General features: G+C 52.9%; 20 protein-coding genes. 13 read left to right on the plus strand and 7 right to left on the minus strand.

The window, feature by feature from the left end; genetic code table 11:
• Positions 1-3 precede the first annotated feature (3 nt).
• The gene (hglS, locus tag AC5TBW_RS19070; RefSeq protein WP_495510057.1) at positions 4-1,365 is read right to left on the minus strand and encodes a 2-oxoadipate dioxygenase/decarboxylase HglS; all 1,362 of its coding nucleotides are present in this window, start codon (positions 1,363-1,365) and stop codon (positions 4-6) included.
• Positions 1,366-1,555: 190 nt separating this feature from the next.
• Here hglS and AC5TBW_RS19075 point away from each other — a divergent pair, with 190 nt between their 5' ends.
• Positions 1,556-2,410: a DUF72 domain-containing protein gene (locus AC5TBW_RS19075; RefSeq protein ID WP_495510058.1), complete on the plus strand. Its 855-nt coding sequence runs from the start codon at positions 1,556-1,558 to the stop codon at positions 2,408-2,410.
• 155 nt (positions 2,411-2,565) lie between these two features.
• Positions 2,566-3,909 (plus strand): sodium-dependent transporter, encoded by a 1,344-nt coding sequence (locus AC5TBW_RS19080; RefSeq protein WP_495510059.1) that lies wholly within the window; start codon positions 2,566-2,568, stop codon positions 3,907-3,909.
• A gap of 33 nt (positions 3,910-3,942) precedes the next feature.
• Here AC5TBW_RS19080 and AC5TBW_RS19085 read toward each other — a convergent pair whose 3' ends face one another.
• Positions 3,943-4,158, minus strand: a complete 216-nt coding sequence (locus AC5TBW_RS19085; RefSeq protein ID WP_035556145.1) for a PA3496 family putative envelope integrity protein — start codon at positions 4,156-4,158, stop codon at positions 3,943-3,945.
• Positions 4,159-4,472: 314 nt separating this feature from the next.
• Between AC5TBW_RS19085 and hexR the strand changes: the two genes are divergently transcribed.
• From hexR to AC5TBW_RS19105, 4 genes are all read left to right on the plus strand, one after another.
• The gene (hexR, locus tag AC5TBW_RS19090) at positions 4,473-5,327 is read left to right on the plus strand and encodes a transcriptional regulator HexR (RefSeq protein ID WP_495510060.1); all 855 of its coding nucleotides are present in this window, start codon (positions 4,473-4,475) and stop codon (positions 5,325-5,327) included.
• 77 nt (positions 5,328-5,404) lie between these two features.
• Entirely contained in the window at positions 5,405-7,603 is a 2,199-nt protein-coding gene (gene uvrD / locus AC5TBW_RS19095) for a DNA helicase II (protein ID WP_495510061.1), read from the plus strand.
• 68 nt (positions 7,604-7,671) lie between these two features.
• A complete protein-coding gene (locus AC5TBW_RS19100; RefSeq protein ID WP_495510062.1) occupies positions 7,672-8,151 on the plus strand; it encodes a phosphate-starvation-inducible PsiE family protein in 480 nt (159 codons plus the stop codon).
• Positions 8,152-8,255: 104 nt separating this feature from the next.
• Positions 8,256-9,350, plus strand: a complete 1,095-nt coding sequence (locus AC5TBW_RS19105; RefSeq protein ID WP_495510063.1) for a TRAP transporter substrate-binding protein — start codon at positions 8,256-8,258, stop codon at positions 9,348-9,350.
• 87 nt (positions 9,351-9,437) lie between these two features.
• Here the strand turns inward: AC5TBW_RS19105 and AC5TBW_RS19110 are convergent, their stop codons facing one another.
• On the minus strand, positions 9,438-9,854 hold the full coding sequence (locus tag AC5TBW_RS19110) for an acyl-CoA thioesterase (protein WP_495510064.1): 417 nt from the start codon (positions 9,852-9,854) through the stop codon (positions 9,438-9,440).
• Between the two features lie 196 nt (positions 9,855-10,050).
• Here AC5TBW_RS19110 and AC5TBW_RS19115 point away from each other — a divergent pair, with 196 nt between their 5' ends.
• From AC5TBW_RS19115 to AC5TBW_RS19145, 7 genes are all read left to right on the plus strand, one after another.
• Entirely contained in the window at positions 10,051-10,950 is a 900-nt protein-coding gene (locus AC5TBW_RS19115) for a PstS family phosphate ABC transporter substrate-binding protein (RefSeq protein ID WP_495510065.1), read from the plus strand.
• A gap of 161 nt (positions 10,951-11,111) precedes the next feature.
• Positions 11,112-12,230, plus strand: a complete 1,119-nt coding sequence (locus AC5TBW_RS19120) for an ABC transporter permease subunit (RefSeq protein ID WP_495510066.1) — start codon at positions 11,112-11,114, stop codon at positions 12,228-12,230.
• The gene (pstA, locus tag AC5TBW_RS19125; RefSeq protein WP_495510067.1) at positions 12,227-13,651 is read left to right on the plus strand and encodes a phosphate ABC transporter permease PstA; all 1,425 of its coding nucleotides are present in this window, start codon (positions 12,227-12,229) and stop codon (positions 13,649-13,651) included. The genes AC5TBW_RS19120 and pstA overlap by 4 nt, the downstream gene beginning before the upstream one ends.
• A complete protein-coding gene (pstB, locus tag AC5TBW_RS19130; RefSeq protein ID WP_495510068.1) occupies positions 13,645-14,460 on the plus strand; it encodes a phosphate ABC transporter ATP-binding protein PstB in 816 nt (271 codons plus the stop codon). The genes pstA and pstB overlap by 7 nt, the downstream gene beginning before the upstream one ends.
• 31 nt (positions 14,461-14,491) lie before the next feature.
• The gene (gene phoU / locus AC5TBW_RS19135; protein ID WP_495510069.1) at positions 14,492-15,217 is read left to right on the plus strand and encodes a phosphate signaling complex protein PhoU; all 726 of its coding nucleotides are present in this window, start codon (positions 14,492-14,494) and stop codon (positions 15,215-15,217) included.
• 79 nt (positions 15,218-15,296) lie between these two features.
• Positions 15,297-16,040, plus strand: coding sequence for a sulfate transporter CysZ (cysZ, locus tag AC5TBW_RS19140; protein ID WP_495510070.1), 744 nt, complete (start codon positions 15,297-15,299; stop codon positions 16,038-16,040).
• 89 nt (positions 16,041-16,129) lie between these two features.
• Positions 16,130-16,615 (plus strand): copper chaperone PCu(A)C, encoded by a 486-nt coding sequence (locus AC5TBW_RS19145; RefSeq protein ID WP_495510071.1) that lies wholly within the window; start codon positions 16,130-16,132, stop codon positions 16,613-16,615.
• An 81-nt stretch (positions 16,616-16,696) separates the two neighbouring features.
• On the opposite strand, the gene AC5TBW_RS19150 is transcribed toward AC5TBW_RS19145, so the two are convergent.
• From AC5TBW_RS19150 to AC5TBW_RS19165, 4 genes are all read right to left on the minus strand, one after another.
• Positions 16,697-17,017, minus strand: a complete 321-nt coding sequence (locus AC5TBW_RS19150; protein WP_495510072.1) for a hypothetical protein — start codon at positions 17,015-17,017, stop codon at positions 16,697-16,699.
• A gap of 585 nt (positions 17,018-17,602) precedes the next feature.
• Positions 17,603-17,905, minus strand: coding sequence for a hypothetical protein (locus AC5TBW_RS19155; protein ID WP_495510073.1), 303 nt, complete (start codon positions 17,903-17,905; stop codon positions 17,603-17,605).
• Between the two features lie 325 nt (positions 17,906-18,230).
• Positions 18,231-18,524, minus strand: a complete 294-nt coding sequence (locus AC5TBW_RS19160; protein WP_495510074.1) for a hypothetical protein — start codon at positions 18,522-18,524, stop codon at positions 18,231-18,233.
• Between the two features lie 217 nt (positions 18,525-18,741).
• Positions 18,742-19,050, minus strand: coding sequence for a hypothetical protein (locus AC5TBW_RS19165; protein ID WP_495510075.1), 309 nt, complete (start codon positions 19,048-19,050; stop codon positions 18,742-18,744).
• Positions 19,051-19,109 lie beyond the last annotated feature (59 nt).

Here is a 19,109-nt window from a genome sequence, read left to right on the forward strand (position 1 = left end):
CGCTCAACCCATTAACTGCGCCAACGCCTGCTCAAGTGATGCTTGTTGGCGCTGGGTGTAAAGCTCAATCTCATCAATGACCGTAGCGCCTAAGTCCTGCTCGAACTGCTGTTGGTTGGCGCTACTGCCGTAGTTATCGTGGCTGCTTTCGCCCAAATTGGACTGAAAAATGCCAGCCGCGCTCACTGGTAAGAAATCTTCATAAATCATCGGTGTGGCTGATAGGGCGCCTTGCTCAATCAGTTGATCGATTTGTGCTTCTGACACTGGCCCTTGCACCGGCACGCCCTTCACCGCGTGGTAATGAAAGAAAGCTAGCGCTTCACGACGCAGGGTGGCGTAATCATCGGGGAATTCGGTAAACACTTCTGCTAAATGCGCCTGATGCGCGTCGTTATTCGCAGCCATCGGAGCACTCTCCCGCGCTGCCGCAAGCAGCCGATCATAAAGCTCGCGTCCCTTTCGGGTTAACGCAATACCACGCTGTTCGATTTCGCCAAAGCGGGCGGTGTGTTTTCCCTCAGCAGCGTCCGCGAAAGCGATCGCCTCCTCCAGCGCTTTAAAGCTGGTTTGGCGCAACAGTATCGGGCAATTGCGACGCGGAGGTCCTTCGATAGTCGCTTTAGGGTCAATGCCGACACTGGGCATACGCCGCTGTACTTCATCAATATCCAACGTTCTAGGCGTTAGGTGGTTAATGTGGGGTCCACGGAAACAGACCACATCAGCAATCAAGCGATGCTCATCATGCAAACGCTCGTAGGTCGCCAAGTCGACGGTTGCTTTGTCATGCCAGCGGAACGTTTCCAACGCTTCCTGCACAAACCGCTCGGCATCCTCTGCGTTGAGACCGCCCTGCTGTTCGAAACGCTTAATCAGTATTTTTACGTTAGCGGTAAAAATATCGCGCTCACTTAAAATGGCGCTCGCCTGCTCTCTAAGGTCGCTCTTCTCTATCAGCTCAAGCCGCAGTAACGAGGTGAATACGCGAAAGGGGTTACGCTTGAGTGCACTATCAGCGACCGGCCTAAACGCCGTGGAGTGAACGGGCACGCCCGCCGTTGATAAGTCATAATAACCTACCGGCTCCATTCCCATCACCGCGAACATGCGCCTCAGCATCGCAAGCTCGCTCGCACTGCCCACGCGAATCGCGCCGTGGCGTTCAACGTTGATACGGGCTAGCTCATCGTTCTTCTGCAGCGCACCGTTCAGCGCAGGGTTAGCAGCTAACACCTCTTGATTGACTGCCTCAACCAATGAAAGCAAAGTGCCGTATTGCGGCACTTCCTGCTGATACATCGCTGACATCGCGCTGGAAAACTGGTCACGGATTTCATCACTGCTAACGTACGCTGAACTCATGGAATTATCCTATTTATAAACGGCTATATCTGCCCATAAAAGGCTATACCTACATAGTAGCGCTATCGGTGCCTTAACAATTTCACTTTTTCCGCACCTTACTACACCTAAAAGCCGCCCTCACCTTAACGAGCTGGTATTTTAAACTGTTACATTAGCGCTTGATCTTATGAACCTAGGCACGCCATCAATGACGCTTCCGCTCTATTTAGGCTTACCCATGTGGGCCAATCAAGACTGGCTGGGCAGCCTTTACCCGCGCCATGCCAAAACCGAGCTATTAAGTGACTATGCGGCGGTCTTTTCGAGCGTCGAAGGCAATACTACGTTTTATAGCGGAATACCAAAGCCAGAAACGGTCGCTGCCTGGGCACGCCAAGCACCCTCCCACTTTCGCTTCTGTTTTAAATTACCTGCCAGCGTCACCCATGATCAACGGCTTACCCACTTAGAGGACGCCTGGGCATTTTTAGCCGCGCTTGAACCACTGCACGACCGCCTTGGTCCTACCATGGTGCAATTACCACGCGATTTTGGCCCCCAAGAGCTGCCGCAACTTGAAGCACTGCTCGCTGCCTGGCCTTCACATCTGCCTTGCGCCGTGGAAGTACGCCATCCTGATTTTTTCCACAAGGGAGCCGCAGAAGTTGCCCTGAACCGCCTGTTGATAACTTATTCGGCCAACCGCGTGATGCTCGACGTACGTCCGGTTTTTTCTACACCGGCAAACGGCCATCCGGGGCTCGCCCATGCTCAGCAAGAAAAGCCGAAACTCCCATTACACGTACTTTCCACGGCCAACTATCCGGTGATTCGCTTCATTGGCCATATTGACAAAACGATAAACAGCAACTACTTCACTGCTTGGAAAGCCCAACTAAAGCTGTGGATAAATCAGGGGAAAACCCCTTTCTTATTTGTGCATACTGCGGATAATCGCGAGTCCCCCCATATGGCCCGTTTACTCTACAACGCACTTGGAGAAGTGACGCCACTACCCCCTCTAGGCCCCTTCGCTGGAGAAAAGCAAAGCCAGCTGTTTTAGCCCACCTTTTTAGGTCAGCTAACTGGCATGCTTGCTGTTGATCAGATAAATTGCGCTTACTTTCGAAAAAAGACGCTGACAATAACGCTATTTTTCGAAAACTAGCGTGTACAACACGCAGTGACTGACACAATAATCGACTAAATGGGTGATGTATGGCGAAGCTTGCGCATGCGCAGTGGTCATCAAAGATGACCTTTGTGCTGGCTGCCGCTGGTTCAGCGGTGGGCCTAGGGAATATCTGGAAATTCCCTTACATGGTGGGCGAAAGCGGCGGTGCTGCTTTCGTCTTTGTTTATTTACTCTGTATCGCGCTGATTGGTTTGCCCATTCTCGTCTCTGAGTGGCTACTGGGGCGGCGTGGTCAAAAGAACCCGGCCAGCACGATGTCTGAGCTGGCGCGCACGTCGAAAAAGCCGAAAGCCTGGGCTATTGTAGGTATTAGCGGCATTATCGGGGCTTTTTTGATTTTGTCGTTTTATAGCGTGATTGGCGGCTGGTCGCTTTACTACACCTTAAACTCGGTAAGCGGAGCATTTAGTGGCCAAGACGCCGACGGCATTGGCGCACTGTTTAACGGCATGCTAAGCAACCCAGGCTTACTACTGCTGGGTCACTCAATCTTTATGCTGCTAGTGATTGGCATTGTTGCCCGCGGTGTTACCAAGGGCCTGGAAGGTGCTGTACGCATTTTGATGCCAGTACTCGCAATGCTACTCGTCGTATTGATCGGTTATGGCATGTCGACCGGCCACTTTGGCGAAGCACTGGCGTATATGTTCAACCCGGACTGGACCAAGCTCACAGCAGAAACCGTGCTAGCCGCCCTGGGTCACGCCTTCTTTACCCTCTCACTGGGCATGGGCATTATGATGGCTTACGGCTCTTACCTGGGCAAAGACATCAACCTGCTACAAACCGCCCGCACCGTGATCATCATGGATACAGTCATCGCTCTAGGTGCTGGGTTGGCCATCTTCCCGATCGTGTTTGCCAATAACCTGGATGTTGCTTCCGGGCCGGGGTTGATCTTCGTCACTCTGCCGTTAGCGTTTGGCAATATGGATGGCGGCATGATATTGGGCCTGATGTTCTTTTTACTGCTGACGTTTGCGGCGTTGACATCCGCCATTTCACTGCTTGAGCCCGTGGTTGAGTTCATTGAAGAGCGCACGCCGCTAAGCCGTGTTACGGCAACTATTGTGGCCGGTGTGGGCGCTTGGCTTCTGGGCATTGCGGCGCTGCTATCGTTCAACGTATGGAGCGAGCCGCTCATGTTTGGATTGGGCGTGTTTGATTTGCTTGATACGTTGACCAGCAAAATTATGCTGCCGCTAACCGGGCTGGGAGCAATTCTCTTCACCGCTTGGTGCTTAGAGCGCAACAGTGTAGAAGCCGAACTAGGCCTTTCCTCGACTGGCAAGAACGTATGGAACATCATCGCGCGCTATATAGCGCCCGTTGGTGTTATTGCCGTGTTCGTGACAGGGCTTATTTAAGATAAGCTGCCACTATCCTGTTGGTTGCTTGTCTCAGTGCAATTCGCTCTCTTGCCGATCTTCATCGGGCAAGGGGGCGATATCCCGCGATAATTTCTGGAACTCCCTGTGCAGCTCAATACCACGGCGCGCTCTTAAGCTACGCTGGGCAGCGCTACGCTGGCGCTGAGCATGCTCATCCACTTGCAAACTCATAAAAATGTCGAGCAATTCGCTTTTAACCGAGGTGATTCGTTCGACGTTTCTCATAATCGACGTTCCTCCAGATGAATATGCCTTAGTCCACCTGCATCCGTGACGACTGTTATGATGCAGTGCGGCACTTCAATTATTACTATAACCTACTTGACAAAATGATGACGGATCTTAAAAAAACTCACTAACGACCTTTAAACGCTGACAAGACACGGCCCGATAGTTGGTGGCCCTATCCACTCATTGAGGCATACTGTGTTCATCAGCATTGAATGCACGCAAAACATAACAATGAGCAGACACGCAGAAACGGCCGTATATTGGCGTACTGTTGAATACCTGTTGGTTGAGCACCCAAGGAGCTGAACGTGAGTCGCGCCCTGTTCGATGAAATGAGACGCCGCATGGAGCACTTTCGACGCTCCGAGCAAAAAGTGGCGCGGTTTGTACTGCGCAACCCCGAAGAGGTCATCCACATGCGCATTGTGGATCTGGCCACCGAAGCCACCGTGAGCGAACCCACGGTAGTGCGCTTTTGCCGTGCGCTGGGGTGCAACGGCTTTCAGGACTTCAAACTACAGCTAGCGCAAATGCTGGCCAGCGGCAGCCAGTTTGCGCAGTTCTCAATGAACGATAGCGACTCGGTCGCTGAGTTTTCCCACAGCATTTTTGACTCTACGGTGGGCACACTGCTGTCTGTGCGTGACCGGCTGGATAACGAGTCTTTGGGGCGTGCGGTGAATGCGCTGGCGATGGCCAACCGCGTTGAGTTTTACGGCTTTGGTGCATCTGGTGCGGTGGCATTCGATGCTCAGCACAAATTTTTTCGGCTACAAATCTCCACCTCCGCCTACGCCGACCCGCATATGCAGAATATGTCGGCGGTGACCCTAAAAGAGGGCGACGTGGTGGTGGCCATTTCGCAAACGGGGCGCACCAAAGCGCTGGTCGCCAGCGTGCGTTTGGCCCGTGAGGCGGGCGCGACAGTCATTGGCCTCTGCCCCAGCGGCTCGCCACTCGCCGAAGAGGTCAGCCTCCCGCTGTATATCGATGTCCACGAAGACACCGAAATCTATACCCCGCTTAGCTCACGCATAGCCCATCTGGTTCTGATCGACGTACTTGCCGTCGGTGTGGCCAAAACCCGCGGCCCGAAACTCGCCGAACAGCTCAAAGCGGTTAAAAAGAGCCTTAACACATTGCGCTTCCCAGAAGAGCCCTAATCGCTAACCTGTATACACAGCCAGTTCGCTGGCTGTGCTAGACTAGCCGCCTATTTTTTGATCCGGCAGCGGCTACTATGGACGACGTCACGGCGATTCTCGATCAGCTCAACTCCGCCCAGCGCGAAGCAGTGAGCGCCCCCCAAGGTAATTTGTTGGTGCTCGCAGGCGCAGGCTCGGGCAAAACCCGCGTGCTGGTTCATCGCATTGCCTGGCTGATGCAGGCCGAAGGGCTGTCACCCTACGCGCTGCTGGCGGTCACCTTTACCAATAAAGCCGCCAAGGAGATGCGCACCCGCCTCGAGGCACTGCTGAGCATCTCGATGCGCCATGTGTGGGTAGGCACCTTTCACTCCATCGCCCACCGCCTGCTGCGCACCCACTGGCAGGATGCCCGGCTGCCGCAACACTTCCAGATTATCGATTCTGACGATCAGCTACGCCTGGTCAAACGGCTGCTGAAAGATTACTCGATCGACGACGAACGCTACCCACCCCGCCAAGTGCAGCACTTTATCTCCGGCTGCAAAGAGGAGGGGCTGCGCCCGCACCAGGTCAATGTGGATGGCGATGCCTACATGGGCCAGATGGTCGAGCTCTACGAGCGCTACCAACTGACCTGCGAGCGCGGCGGCCTGGTCGATTTCGGCGAGCTGCTGCTGCGAAGCCTGGAGCTACTGCGCGACAACCCGGCGCTGTTAAACCACTACCAGGAGCGTTTTGGTCACGTCCTGGTTGATGAGTTTCAAGATACCAATACCCTGCAATACGCCTGGCTAAAACTGCTCACCGGCATGAAAACGCCGATGACCGCCGTCGGTGATGACGACCAGTCGATTTACGGCTGGCGTGGCGCCAAAGTGGAAAATATCAGCCGCTTTGAGCAGGAGTTCCCACAAACCCATACCGTGCGCCTAGAGCAGAACTATCGCTCCACCAGCGCGATTCTTGAAGCCGCCAATACGCTGATCAGTCATAACAGCGAGCGGATGGGTAAAAACCTGTGGACCGACGGCATCGAAGGCGAGCCGATCTCGATCTACGCCGGGTTTAACGACCTGGAAGAAGCCCGCTATATCGTCGATACCATCAAGGAGAAGGTCGACGAAGGCTTTAACCGCCGCGATATTGCCATTCTTTACCGCTCAAACGCCCAATCGCGGCTGATGGAAGAGACGCTGATTCGCCAAGGCATGCCCTACCGTATTTATGGTGGTCACCGCTTCTACGAGCGCCTGGAAATCAAAAATGCCCTGGCTTACCTGCGCCTGATGCTCAACCGCGATGACGACGCCTCGCTAGAGCGGGTGATCAACGTCCCCACCCGCAGTATTGGCACACGCACAGTGGAGATTGTCCGCCTACGTGCCCGTGAACAAGGCATTCAGCTGTGGCAGGCACTCCACGATGCGATTAACGACGGCACCTTGAAAGGCCGCGCGGCCAATGCCGTGCAAAACTTCGCCAACCTGATCGAGCAGCTTGATAACGATGCTTCCGGCATGGCGCTGCACGAGATTATCGATCACGTCACGGTGCATACGGGGTTGATAGAGCACCATAAAAGCGAGCGCGGTGAGAAAGGCCAGGCGCGGGTCGAGAACTTGGAAGAGCTGGTTAACGCTGGCCGTGCCTTTACCCAAGGCGATGTCTTTGAAGCCCCCGAAGCGGGCGAAGGCATGGCCGCACTGGAAGCGTTTCTCTCTGAAGCCGCCCTTAACGCCGGCGACCATGAAGCTGAAGAGTTTGAAGACAGCGTACAGTTAATGACGCTGCACTCCGCCAAAGGCCTGGAGTTTCCCGTTGTCTTTATTGCCGGTGTCGAGGAGGGACTCTTTCCTCACAAGATGTCCCTGGAGGAACCGGGCAGGCTCGAAGAGGAGCGTCGGCTCTGTTACGTCGGCGTCACCCGCGCCATGCAGAAGCTCTACCTCACACACGCCGAAACCCGCCGCTTGCACGGCAAAGAGGTGTTCCCACGCCCGTCACGCTTTTTGCGCGAGCTACCGCCGCACCTGCTCGAAGAAGTCCGTCTACGCGGGCATATTTCCCGCCCGGTCACCGCATCACGCACCTCCTTTGCTCAGCAAAGCGTTGAAAGCAGCGGTGATATACCCAGCCTGCACGTCGGCCAAGGCGTTGAGCACCCGGTATTTGGCGAAGGGATTATTCTTAACGCAGAAGGCGAAGGTGCCCGCGCCCGTGTGCAGGTCAGCTTTGAAGGGGAAGGGGTCAAATGGTTAGTGCTTGGCTTTGCCAAGTTAACGCCGCTGTAAATCAACGATCTATTCACTTCTCATTAACTTCTCATTAATTACGCCTATGGCGCCCAATTGAGGTCATTATGAAGCAGCGCTTAAAACGCCTATTTCCAGAAGTGAGTAACGGCTGGCAGGCACTCAGCGGCTACCAGCGTTTTGAACGCTTAATTTCGATGGTGCTGACCCTCGCCATCGGCGGCGCTGTGCTGGTCGCCATGTATTATCTGGTCATTCATGTGGTGGAGCTGCTGTTTATTCAAAGCCGCGATCCCTTTGATTATCGCGTGTTTCAAGCACTGTTCGACATGATTCTTACTGTCTTGATTGCCATGGAGTTCAACAACTCCATCATCCGTACAATGACCAGCGGCAAAGGCTTCATTCACGTTGAAATTGTGGTGTTGATTGCCATTATGGCGCTGGTGCGCAAGTTTATGGTGCTGGATATGGAAGTTATCGACCCCTGGCAAATAGGCGCACTATCGGTTGCGGTCTTGGCATTAGGCGGTTGCTATTGGCTGGTACGCCATGGCAACAGCATGAAAGACGCCTCGGATGATTAATCAGGCTTGCGGGCTAAATTCGCTATACAGCATACTAACCAGCGGATACCACGCACTCAGCGTCCTATAACAACAGTATGTTTAACTTTGGAGTTTTGCTCAATATGCAACGCCGTCACTTTCTTAAAACCGTTGGCCTTGGTGCCGCCGGTGTCGCTGCTGCCCCCTTTGTCACCACCTCAAGCGCAAGCGCTCAAGAGACCTATACCTGGGACATGGTCACTTCGTGGCCGAAAAACTTTCCGGCCCTCGGCACGGGTGCTAATGATTTCGCTCGCCGGGTAGAGCAGCTCTCCAACGGCCGTATGCAGATTCGTGTACATGGAGCGGGTGAGCTTGTACCTGCCCTGGAAGTATTCGATGCGGTAGCAGCTGGTACTGCTGAAATGGGTCATTCGGCATCATACTATTGGCGCGGCAAAGTCGCTGCCTCGCAGTTCTTCACCGCCGTTCCGTTCGGCATGAACACCACCGAAATGAACGCCTGGTTGTACCATGGCGGCGGTCAGGAACTGTGGGATGAGATATACGCCAATCACAACCTGAAACCGTTCGCTGTCGGCAATACCGGCACGCAGATGGCAGGCTGGTTCAAGAAAGAGATCAACTCGCTGGAAGATATGCAGGGGCTGAAATTACGCCTGCCAGGCCTGGCGGGTGAAGCCATGAACGGCATTGGCGTTAGCACTGTGAATATGCCGGGCTCGGAAATTTTCACCTCGTTGCAAACCGGCGCGCTGGATGCTGCTGACTGGGTAGGTCCGTATAACGATCTGGCGTTTGGTCTGCACCAAGTGGCTGACTATTACTACACCTCGGCGTGGAACGAGCCAACGGCCGTGCTGGAAGGCACGATCAACCTGGATGCCTGGAACGCGCTGCCAGAAGACCTACAGGATGTGATCCGTGAAGCCGCACGGGCGTCGAACCTCGCTATGATCAGCGAATTCGCTTTCCGCAACGCCCAGGCACTGGAAGCACTGGTCGATGAGCACGGTGTTCAGCTGCGCACCTTCCCTGAAGACGTCATGGCGGCGCTTTATACCTCGTCACAGGAAGCCATTCAGCGCCAGGTAGACAGCGACGAAGAGTCACGTCGTGTATACGAGTCTTACTCTGCGTTCCAGAAACTCCTGCGTCCGTTTAGTGATGTTGGCGAATACGCCTACCTTAAGAACCGTGATAGCGTTGGTGGTTAATAGATCGCTAAGCCGGTAAGCGGCAAATACAGCAAAAGGGCGCACTCGGCGCCCTTTTGCTATTGAAAACTGTCTCTTTGGCAGTAGCTACTCGCTATGTACCGCTCTAATACGCCCGTTATCATCAAGCGCAACCATCACGAAACGCGCCTCTGTCACCTTTTGACGCTCTTCAATCCGCTGCCCGTGGGGTGGTCGTACCCAGACCTCTACATCAATTTTGATTGAGCTATGACCAATCTCTTGTACCTGGGTGTAAACACTGACCATTGAGCCCACACGAACGGGACTTAAAAAGTCCATGGCTTCAATCGCCACGGTGGCCGTTCGACCACCCGCTTCGCGCCCGGCAGCAAGTTCTGCCGCTTGATCCATATGATTGACCAACCAGCCACCAGGAATATCACCGTAAAGATTGGTATCTTGGCGGGAGGCCAGTAATTTTAACGTAAGCTGCCCTTGAGGGGCGGGGACATCATCCAAATCGGTTTCCAGAAGAGTCATAAGTTAGTCGCTTAGTCAGTTTATTGTTGTAAAGGTTGCAGATTGGCAAGTTGTCAGTGGGCATTGCTGCATCGCAACACGATAGAATGGATTCAGTTAACCATAAGAGGACGCTTGTTTGAATACTCCTGTGCATACTCTTTTCGCTTATAAGCGTCGCCCTTGCCCGCTACAGCACACTTTAAAGTGCTGGTTGATGATAGCCCTGTTACTGGTGGCGCCCCTTACCTGGGGTCAACAAGCGTCATCGATCAGCGGCACCTTAGGCGCGGTGGGCTCTGACACCATGGCAGGCTTGATGCTGCGCTGGGGCGAAACGCTGACCACTCGCTATCCCAATGTAAACCTGCAATTTCAAGCAAGTGGCTCCGCCAGCGCACCCACGGCGCTGATGGCCGGCACCACTCGGCTGGGTCCTATGTCTCGCCCGATGACCATTGAAGAGCGGGATAACTTTGTTGAGCGCTATGGCTACCCACCGCTGGAGTTAAAAGTGGCCCGTGATGCACTTATCGTTGTCGTGCATCGGCATAATCCTTTACGCGCGCTCACCCGACAGCAGGTTGATGCCATTTTCTCCACTTCGCTGACCTGTGGAGCAAAAGCGCCCATTCGGCGCTGGGAGCAACTCTCAGCAACCCGCGACTGGTCATTTGGCAGTATTGCACTACATGGGCGGAACCTTGCCTCGGGCACCCACGGGTTATTTCAAGCGCGTGCTTTATGCGGCGGACATTTTCGCAACGATATCAGTGAACATCCAGGTTCATCAGCGGTAGTCGCCGCCGTCGGGGAATCCCCTAATGCGATGGGTTACGCGGGGTTTAACCATCTTACCCCCGCAGTCCACGCCTTGAGTCTTTATAACGATGATGGTGTTGCAATATCGCCTGATGAAGCGGCGATACAGAGCGGTGACTACCCACTGTCGCGCTATCTTTACCTTTATGTGAACCTACCGCCAGGTGAAACATTACCGCCCGCAGAGCAGGCGCTACTAGCGCTGATTGTGTCCGAGGAGGGTCAACAAATCGCTCGTGCGTCCGGTTTCGTTCCCTTAACCACCAGTGACCTTACCGCACAGCAAAGGTGGTAGATCAGTGTCATCTAAATGTCACATAAGTGCCTTAGGGTAAGGAGTCATTCTATGTACTTTTTTCAGTGCCTGATTTTTTCACTACACACTCTTTCAATACATACTGGTCAGCACTGTGATCACTCCGGTTTTGCCATGCCTAGTTTTGTCATGATAGCGACATGATCCCACCTCGGTTAACCTCTTCTCGACAGCCGCTCCGGCTGCTGCAAGATCGCGTGGCCACCGGTTTAATCACTGCGGGTGGCGTAGGCGTGCTGCTGGCAATTCTCGCTATTGGCATTTTTTTGGTATGGGAAACTCTCCCGCTGCTGGCAATTGGCGACACCTTGGCCATGGCCAAGCTTTCCCCCTTGGCCTGGGGTACGCTAAAAGCCGCGCTTGCTGCGCTGCTGTTCGCTATTCCCGTGGCCCTAGGTGCGGCGATTTACTCTGCACTGTTTATGTCAGCGAGCCTGCGCGTGCGCATCAAGCCCGCCTTAGAAATGATGGAAGCTATCCCTGGCGTAGTGGTGGGTTTTATTGCCGGGCTCATTCTGGCGCCTTGGATAGAACGTCACCTAGCCAGCGCGTTAGTAGTGATCATCTGGTTACCACTCAGCGCCGGACTTGCAGGCTTACTCTGGCAACTGGCCAGAACACGCCTTCGCCGACGCTTACCGCTCTCTTGGGCAGGTCTTTGGCTGGTGCCCTGGCTCGCTTTAATGATGGCGTTAGTGCTATGGCTCACCCCATGGATCGAGCAACAGTGGTTAGGTGGCGATCTACGCCAATTGCTCGACCAGCGCTTTGGGATGGATTACGCCACCCGCAATGCGTTGATTGTCGGCATTGCCATGGGCTTTGCTGTCATTCCTAGCATTTACTCACTGGCAGAAGATGCACTGGCCGATGTGCCTGCTAGCTTAATTGAAGGCGCCCAGGCGCTGGGCGCCAGCCGTTGGCAGGCGCTATGGAAAGTTGGCCTAACGGCTGCAGGCCCAGGTATTTTCTCGGCGATCATGATCGGCGCGGGCCGTGCAGTGGGCGAAACCATGATTGTGCTGATGGCCAGTGGCAACACAGCGCTGTTCAGCGCCAGCCCCTTTGAAGGCATGCGCTCCATGGCCGCGGCTATTGCCATTGAGCTCCCTGAAGCATCCCCAGGCGGCTTGACCTACCACCTGCTGATTTTGGCCGCGCTGGTGCTGTTTATTTTCACGTTCCTGGTCAACACCCTCGCTGAGGTTGTTCGCCAACGCTTGCGCCGCCGTTATCGCCAGATGGGAGGCACATCATGACCTCTGCCTCGACCAGCACCGCTTCTCGTCGCCCTCGTTTTAATTGGCTTAATGATTTATGGCCTTGGCTATGCGCGGCCAGCGTAGCGCTCTCTTTACTGATGCTCGGTGCCCTGCTGGCTTTACTGCTGGTACGCGGCCTAGGTCACTTTTGGCCCGCCACGCTAGAAGAGGTCACTCTTAGCTCAGGCGAGTCCTTTGCAGGCGAAGCCGTACGTGAAGTTGCGCTGCCCCAGCAGGCAGGCGATGAACGCCTCTACTTTACCGGCAACCAGGATATCGAGGGAGTACGCTGGCGCTGGGTAGCCGTTGACGACATTGTTGAACGCGCCCAACCCAATGACCTGATTCGCTTAGAGCGCAGCCCCTGGGGTGACTTTGTCGGCCGTTTGGTGGCCATTGAGCAGGATGGCCAGCGCTGGGAGGGGGAGGCAGCCTGGCAACGGTTAACCACTCTCTTGGCCCTCCCTGTCAGCCAACGTCAAGAGAGCCAACTACTGCTCGCGACGGCGAACGGCCAGACCCTGCGCCAACCGCTGGCCAATGTGCTTAGCGCTCAGGCACCCAATGCCATGGCCTGGTGGCAGAAAAGCCACGCGTGGGGTGATGCCGTTTGGCGGTTTCTCAGCGAAGGGCCACGAGCTGCCAATACCCACGGCGGCGTTTGGCCAGCGATTTTTGGTACGGTGCTGATGGTGATTTTAATGTCTGTGATCGTGACCCCATTTGGCGTACTGGCTGCCATTTATCTCAATGAGATCGCGCATCAGGGGCGATTGACACGCCTGGTACGCATTGGCGTGCGCAACCTGGCGGGCGTCCCCTCTATTGTGTATGGCGTCTTTGGTTTGGGGGTGTTTGTTTATGGTATCGGCGGCTCGCTGGATGAGTGGTTCTTCAGTGATACTCTGCCCTCGCCTACTTTTGGCACCGGCGGTCTTTTGTGGGCATCACTCACCCTTGCGCTGCTTACCTTGCCGGTGGTGATTGTGGCCACGGAAGAGGGTTTGGCACGCATTCCTGAGGCGCAGCGCGAAGGTGCCGTGGCGCTGGGTGCTACCCGCTTGGAGATGCTCACCCGCATTGTGCTGCCCATGGCGGCACCCGCCATGCTGACAGGGGTGATCTTAGCGGTCGCTCGCGCGGCCGGTGAAGTAGCACCACTAATGCTCGTAGGCGTTGCCAAACTGGCGCCACAAATGCCCATCGACGGTGAGTTTCCTTACCTACATTTAGAACGCAAGTTCATGCACCTTGGCTATCATTTATTTGATACCGCCTTTCACGGTGAAGATGTGCAGGCTGCCATACCGCTGGTTTACGCCACAGCGCTACTTTTAGTGTTGATTGTGCTGTTGCTTAATCTAACTGCCATATTTCTGCGTCATTATCTAAGGCGTCAACGAGGAAACGAATGCTAGCGTCATCACATTCAGCCAATACCTCTCAGGCACCAGTGACGCGCTTTTCGTCCGAGCACAGCTGCCTGAGTATCGATCACTTGAACCTCGCCTATGCGGGGAAAGAGGCGTTACGCGACTTAACCCTCAGTGTCCCGCGTCACCGCGTGACGGCTTTCATTGGCCCGTCGGGATGCGGTAAATCGACGTTGTTAAGAGCGATTAACAGGCTTCACGACCTCAATGAGACAGTGACCCATAGCGGCAAAATCACGCTGGAAGGGCAAGATATCCATGATCCACAAACCAATGTGACCGAGCTTCGGCGACGTGTCGGGATGGTGTTTCAAACCCCAAACCCCTTTCCTATGTCGATTTATGAAAACGTTGCCTTTGGCCTGCGTCTGCAGCAGCGTCTCCCAAAACGCAAAAGAGACGACATTATTGAGTGGGCATTAACCTCCGCCGCCCTCTGGGATGAAGTTAAAGACCGCCTGCATCGCTCCGCTTGGCAGCTTTCCGGTGGTCAGCAGCAGCGCTTAGTCATCGCCCGCACCTTAGCAGTTCAGCCCGACGTACTGCTGCTTGATGAACCCGCGTCAGCGCTAGACCCTATATCAACGCTTAAAATTGAGGAGTTGATACGTAACCTCAAGTCGAAGCTGACACTGGTACTGGTTACTCACAATATGCAACAGGCGGCGCGTGTATCGGACTACACCGCCTTTTTGCATCAAGGTGAGCTGGTTGAGTACGGGCCTACTGATCAGGTCTTTACCAACCCCCGTTTGCAACACACCGAAAACTACATCACCGGCCGCATTACCTAGGCCTTATCGACTAAAACGTCAGGAGTGCTCCATGGATATTACTAGCGACTCTCACAGCCAGCATATCTCTCGCCAGTTCAACCAGGAGCTGGAAGAGCTAAAAACCCACCTGATGGCCATGGGCGGTCTGGTAGAGAAGCAAGTGCAGGATGCCGTCTTTGCGCTTCTGGAAGGCGACACCCGCCTGGCTGAACAAGTGCGCGACAATGATCGTCAGGTCAACGATCTGCAGCTGCAAATTGACGACGAATGCACCCGGGTACTGGCACGGCGCCAGCCCGCAGCATCCGACCTACGCTTAGTTCTCGCCGTCATCCGCGCTACCTCTGACCTTGAGCGCATTGGTGATGAGGCCAGCAAAATTGCCCGAAACGCACTGCTACTAAGCGAAAATTCCAGCAATGTCCGTGGTTTAGTAGAGGTGCGCCACATCAGCGAGCATGTGCGTAAAATGCTCCGCGATGCGCTAACCGCCTTTGCCCGCTTTGATACCGACCTTGCCATGGCAGTGGTGCGTGAAGATGAACTGGTCGACGACGAGTACAGCAGCGCCATGCGCTCGTTAATGACCTTCATGATGGAAGACTCGCGCTGCATTACCTCAGTGCTCAGCATCATGTGGGTGCTGCGTGCACTGGAGAGGGTTGGCGACCACGCCGACAACCTTGCTGAGTACGTGGTCTATCTCGTTAAAGGGCTAGATATCCGCCATAGTGACACTGACACCCTGGATCCGCAGGTACTAAAAAAGTCTTGACCTGAAAGGGGTTTGCTCCTGCAATACGTCCAGGCCGCTATGCGGCCTGGACGTTTGAATCATAAGGAGCTCCCCCAACATGCTGGATGCTGTCACTGCGCTTAGCCGAGGTACACGCTGCGTGTATCAACCGGGCATGCGCCGCTACATTTTTCTACCCATTTTGGTTAACTTGATTGTCTACGTCAGCATGTTCAGCTTTGTGCTTAACCGCTTCGATGGCTGGTTGGCGCACTGGATGAACATGGTGCCAACCTGGCTTGATTGGTTATCGTGGCTTATCTGGCCTGTTTTTGTGGTCAGCTTGTTAGTGGTGGTGTTTTTTACCTTCACGCTGGTGACCAGCCTAATCGCAGCGCCGTTTTATGGTTTTTTGGCCGCTAAGGTCGAGACTCAATTGACTGGCCGTGAACCGGTTGATGACCGTAACCTTACTAAAACAGCCATTGATGCCATTGGTCGCGAGTTTGTTAAGCTCGCCTATATCCTGCCTCGGGCAGTCGCACTTTTTGTGATTAGCTGGATCCCAGGGCTGAATTTAGTGGCGCCACTATTATGGGCGCTCTTCTCAGCCTGGATCATGGCCATCACTTACCTAGACTACCCAATGGATAACAATAAGGTCTCGTTTGCCGATATGCGCCAACGACTCTCGAAACGCTGGTGGCAAAGCCTCAGTTTCGGAGGGTTAGTGACGCTTATCACCTGGATCCCACTGGCCAATCTCTTTCTTATTCCTGGCGCAGTAGCAGGGGCCGTACTCCTTTGGGATGACCACTATAGAGATGCATGTAATGGGGCGCGTGGCATCACGCCGCAGTAGGTGCTTATTAACTAGGCCACGCCACTTTGCTACCTTTACGTTTTAGCGGGTCTATCAATATCGTCTATCAATAACAAAGGAATAACGGCATGTTAAAACCAATGGCTTGGTTTAGTAGCGTACTCTTAATGGGCACTATGATGTCGGCGGCACTCGCCCATGACATCCAGACAGACGCCATGCGAATCGCACACCCCTTCGCGATTCCTACTCCCCCTAGTGCAACCAATGGCGCCGCCTACGTCGATATTACCGCCTTTTCAGCCCCCGTTACCCTTATTGGCGCAAGCAGCCCCATGAGCAGCAACGTGGAGCTTCACGATATGCATATGGATGGCGACATAATGCAGATGCGTCATGTAGACGAACTTCATATTGGGGCTGAAGACACCTACACCATGCGTCCTGGTGGTGGCTTCCACTTAATGCTGATCGGCCTAACCGACCCGTTAACAGAAGGTGATCGGTTTCCCATGACGCTTACCTTTGCCGAACACGGTGATGTGGAGATTGAAGTCTGGGTACAAAGCGCCCAGGAAGGCAGCGAAGCCGCGGATGGGCATCACCACCATTAACAGCCGTTTTGCTCTATATAAACCCAAAAACCCCGCTTAAGCGGGGTTTTTGAGTATTAACAGTGGCCATGTGACGCTTACTTACCAATCGGTGCTATCACCTTCATCACGGGTTAAATCATCAGGACTAATATTGGCACCTCGGTTTGCTCTCTCCCCTGAATCAGAAGCGCTGCTAGAGGGAGAAAAATCCAGACTATCGCCATCATCACGCGTCAAGTCGCGAGTAGCGGGTTGCTGAGTATCCCCGGACGAAGATTGTGGTTTATCGATGACGCCCTGCCCAGCTGAGCGATCTTTGTTCAACTCAATTGATGAGTTCGCCATAGCCAACGGGCTAGCGATTAAGCCAAAAGAAATACCTAGAATAGCGACTTTTTTGCTCATTTCTTTTAATAACATAACATTCTCCTCATTACTGCTGTGTACCGCTCATTAATAGTAAAGGCAACCAGGATGGCATTGCTTCATTGCGGCTATAGGTTTCACTCTAACTATACGCATTGGAGCTGCACACTGGATGCCAAAAAAATAAAAATATTTATAAATATTTACAAATCAAAAGCTTATTAAAAATAAATTGCGCACCAAAAAATCTTTAACAATCTTTTTTTGCCAAAAATAATTGTGCATTAACAACACATGTGGCGTTTTATCAACTCCTAGACCGTCGTCTGAAACATCGTATCCGGGCGGGCTGGTGGATCGCGATACAAGGAGAGAGCATCTAAAGAGGGAGTTTTGAAAGTCGCAAAAAATCAGACCCCGCCTAAGCGGGGTCTAAGGACACAATATCTGGACAATGACTAACGCTAGCTTCCTTTCCTTTTGAGGGGCTCCAACCTTGGATTTTAACCCTGACCAGCGCTCTGATTGTCGATTGATTCACTCCTTGAATCGATCTGCATCCCTATCGGTGTGACATGCATTTGCATGAATAGCTCACACTTCAATCGTAATATATTTCTACAAAATTGCAACTTTTTGTTACCAAACGTTTCCGTCGCCTACGTCATGCGTTAAATCTTTTGCGGTGTAGTCCGCTTGAACGCTAGTACGGCTAGATTCTGACTTGATAACATTAGGACGATCACCTTCGTCGTACATCAGATCGGATGGGCTGAAGTCAGCTTGCTCGTTCGTACGGTGTGACTGGGCTTGAATCGGCTCATCGTCAACGGTCAAATCTTGATTAGCTTCGATTGAAATGTTGGCAAATGCCAATGGGCTAGCTAGCAAACCAAGTGATAGGCCCAAGATGGCTGTTTTTTTAACAAGTACGTTAAACATAGTATTTACTCCGAATGACTGATTAATCCCGCTGAGTGAAGTAAGAAAAGCTTAGTGCTTGCTTCTTACCGCGGTTGCTTCACTGATTAGTTAGAGCATATACGATGCCAACCAGCGCAATATAAATTTAAAATGCGTTAAATCAGCAGCTTATACAATATAGGTTGCGCGCAATAATAAGCCACTAAAAACAAAAGCACGATAAACACATGCGCACAAATGGCACATGCGCAAAATTGTCTGTGCCTTTTTGACACACTGCGCAAATATTTAAGTTAGCGCGCAGCATTAAAGAAATTACCCAACCCTGTCTATACAATCCAAATTAGTAGGTGGTGTTAACGACGATTGGTAAGAAGTAGACAGAAATATGCACAAACAAATAGGTAGGTAGGTAGGTAGGTAGGTAGGTAGGTAGGTAGGTAGGTAGGTAGGTAGGTAGGTAGGTAGGTAGGTAGGTAGGTAGGTAGGTAGGTAGGTAGGTAGGTAGGTAGGTAGGTAGGTAGGTAGGTAGGTAGGTAGGTAGGTAGGTAGGTAGGTAGGTAGGTAGGTAGGTAGGTAGCAAATTGAAGTAGCTGGAATCTGTATAAAACAGACAGCAAAAATTAGGCCCCGCCAAAGCGGGGCCTGATATCTGAATAGGCTATAGGTAATAACTAACGTTAGCTTCCAGTCCTTGTGCGGGTCTCCAACCTTGGAATTTACCCTGACTAACGTTTTAATTTCCTATCGATTCATCCATGAATCAAACAGCATCCTTACTTTTACAACATCCCGTTGTTGACTTCATCATCCAATGAGGAAGTATTCCTAGATATCTTAAAATCTAAAAAAGATTAACTAGCGCTGTTTTCTTTAACAACTTCTTCGGGAGAGTTTTCGTCATCACTACCCGTATCCATTGATTCTGGATCTTCAACTGTATCTGGACCCTGAGTACCGTGATCGGTAGTCAAATCTTCTTTTTCATAATCATCAGATGCTGAATCTTGAGAATGGCTCTCCATCGGCTGCTCGTCTGCCGTGATACCCTGGTTCTCATCAATTGCAGAGTTTTCATCTGTTTGTGCAAACGCTAATGGGCTTGCCATCAGGCCAAGAGAAACACCTAAAATACCAGCTTTCTTGAGAAAATCCTTGGACATCATATTCCACCTCTGATCGCTGTTTAATACCGCTTGGTTAAGAAAGAAAGGCTTATTTT

The sequence above is a fragment of the Vreelandella sp. ssv genome (assembly GCF_059448525.1).

What these genes read in the sequence shown, in the direction of transcription:
- hglS (WP_495510057.1), bottom strand. Translation starts at nt 1,365, where the DNA reads ATGAGTTCAGCGTACGTTAGCAGTGATGAAATCCGTGACCAGTTTTCC.
- AC5TBW_RS19080 (WP_495510059.1), top strand. Translation starts at nt 2,566, where the DNA reads ATGGCGAAGCTTGCGCATGCGCAGTGGTCATCAAAGATGACCTTTGTG.
- AC5TBW_RS19155 (WP_495510073.1), bottom strand. Translation starts at nt 17,905, where the DNA reads ATGTTTAACGTACTTGTTAAAAAAACAGCCATCTTGGGCCTATCACTT.
- AC5TBW_RS19110 (WP_495510064.1), bottom strand. Translation starts at nt 9,854, where the DNA reads ATGACTCTTCTGGAAACCGATTTGGATGATGTCCCCGCCCCTCAAGGG.
- AC5TBW_RS19115 (WP_495510065.1), top strand. Translation starts at nt 10,051, where the DNA reads ATGATAGCCCTGTTACTGGTGGCGCCCCTTACCTGGGGTCAACAAGCG.
- AC5TBW_RS19100 (WP_495510062.1), top strand. Translation starts at nt 7,672, where the DNA reads ATGAAGCAGCGCTTAAAACGCCTATTTCCAGAAGTGAGTAACGGCTGG.
- AC5TBW_RS19150 (WP_495510072.1), bottom strand. Translation starts at nt 17,017, where the DNA reads ATGTTATTAAAAGAAATGAGCAAAAAAGTCGCTATTCTAGGTATTTCT.
- cysZ (WP_495510070.1), top strand. Translation starts at nt 15,297, where the DNA reads ATGCTGGATGCTGTCACTGCGCTTAGCCGAGGTACACGCTGCGTGTAT.
- AC5TBW_RS19085 (WP_035556145.1), bottom strand. Translation starts at nt 4,158, where the DNA reads ATGAGAAACGTCGAACGAATCACCTCGGTTAAAAGCGAATTGCTCGAC.
- AC5TBW_RS19165 (WP_495510075.1), bottom strand. Translation starts at nt 19,050, where the DNA reads ATGTCCAAGGATTTTCTCAAGAAAGCTGGTATTTTAGGTGTTTCTCTT.
- uvrD (WP_495510061.1), top strand. Translation starts at nt 5,405, where the DNA reads ATGGACGACGTCACGGCGATTCTCGATCAGCTCAACTCCGCCCAGCGC.
- AC5TBW_RS19120 (WP_495510066.1), top strand. Translation starts at nt 11,112, where the DNA reads ATGATCCCACCTCGGTTAACCTCTTCTCGACAGCCGCTCCGGCTGCTG.
- AC5TBW_RS19145 (WP_495510071.1), top strand. Translation starts at nt 16,130, where the DNA reads ATGTTAAAACCAATGGCTTGGTTTAGTAGCGTACTCTTAATGGGCACT.
- pstB (WP_495510068.1), top strand. Translation starts at nt 13,645, where the DNA reads ATGCTAGCGTCATCACATTCAGCCAATACCTCTCAGGCACCAGTGACG.
- pstA (WP_495510067.1), top strand. Translation starts at nt 12,227, where the DNA reads ATGACCTCTGCCTCGACCAGCACCGCTTCTCGTCGCCCTCGTTTTAAT.
- phoU (WP_495510069.1), top strand. Translation starts at nt 14,492, where the DNA reads ATGGATATTACTAGCGACTCTCACAGCCAGCATATCTCTCGCCAGTTC.
- AC5TBW_RS19075 (WP_495510058.1), top strand. Translation starts at nt 1,556, where the DNA reads ATGACGCTTCCGCTCTATTTAGGCTTACCCATGTGGGCCAATCAAGAC.
- AC5TBW_RS19105 (WP_495510063.1), top strand. Translation starts at nt 8,256, where the DNA reads ATGCAACGCCGTCACTTTCTTAAAACCGTTGGCCTTGGTGCCGCCGGT.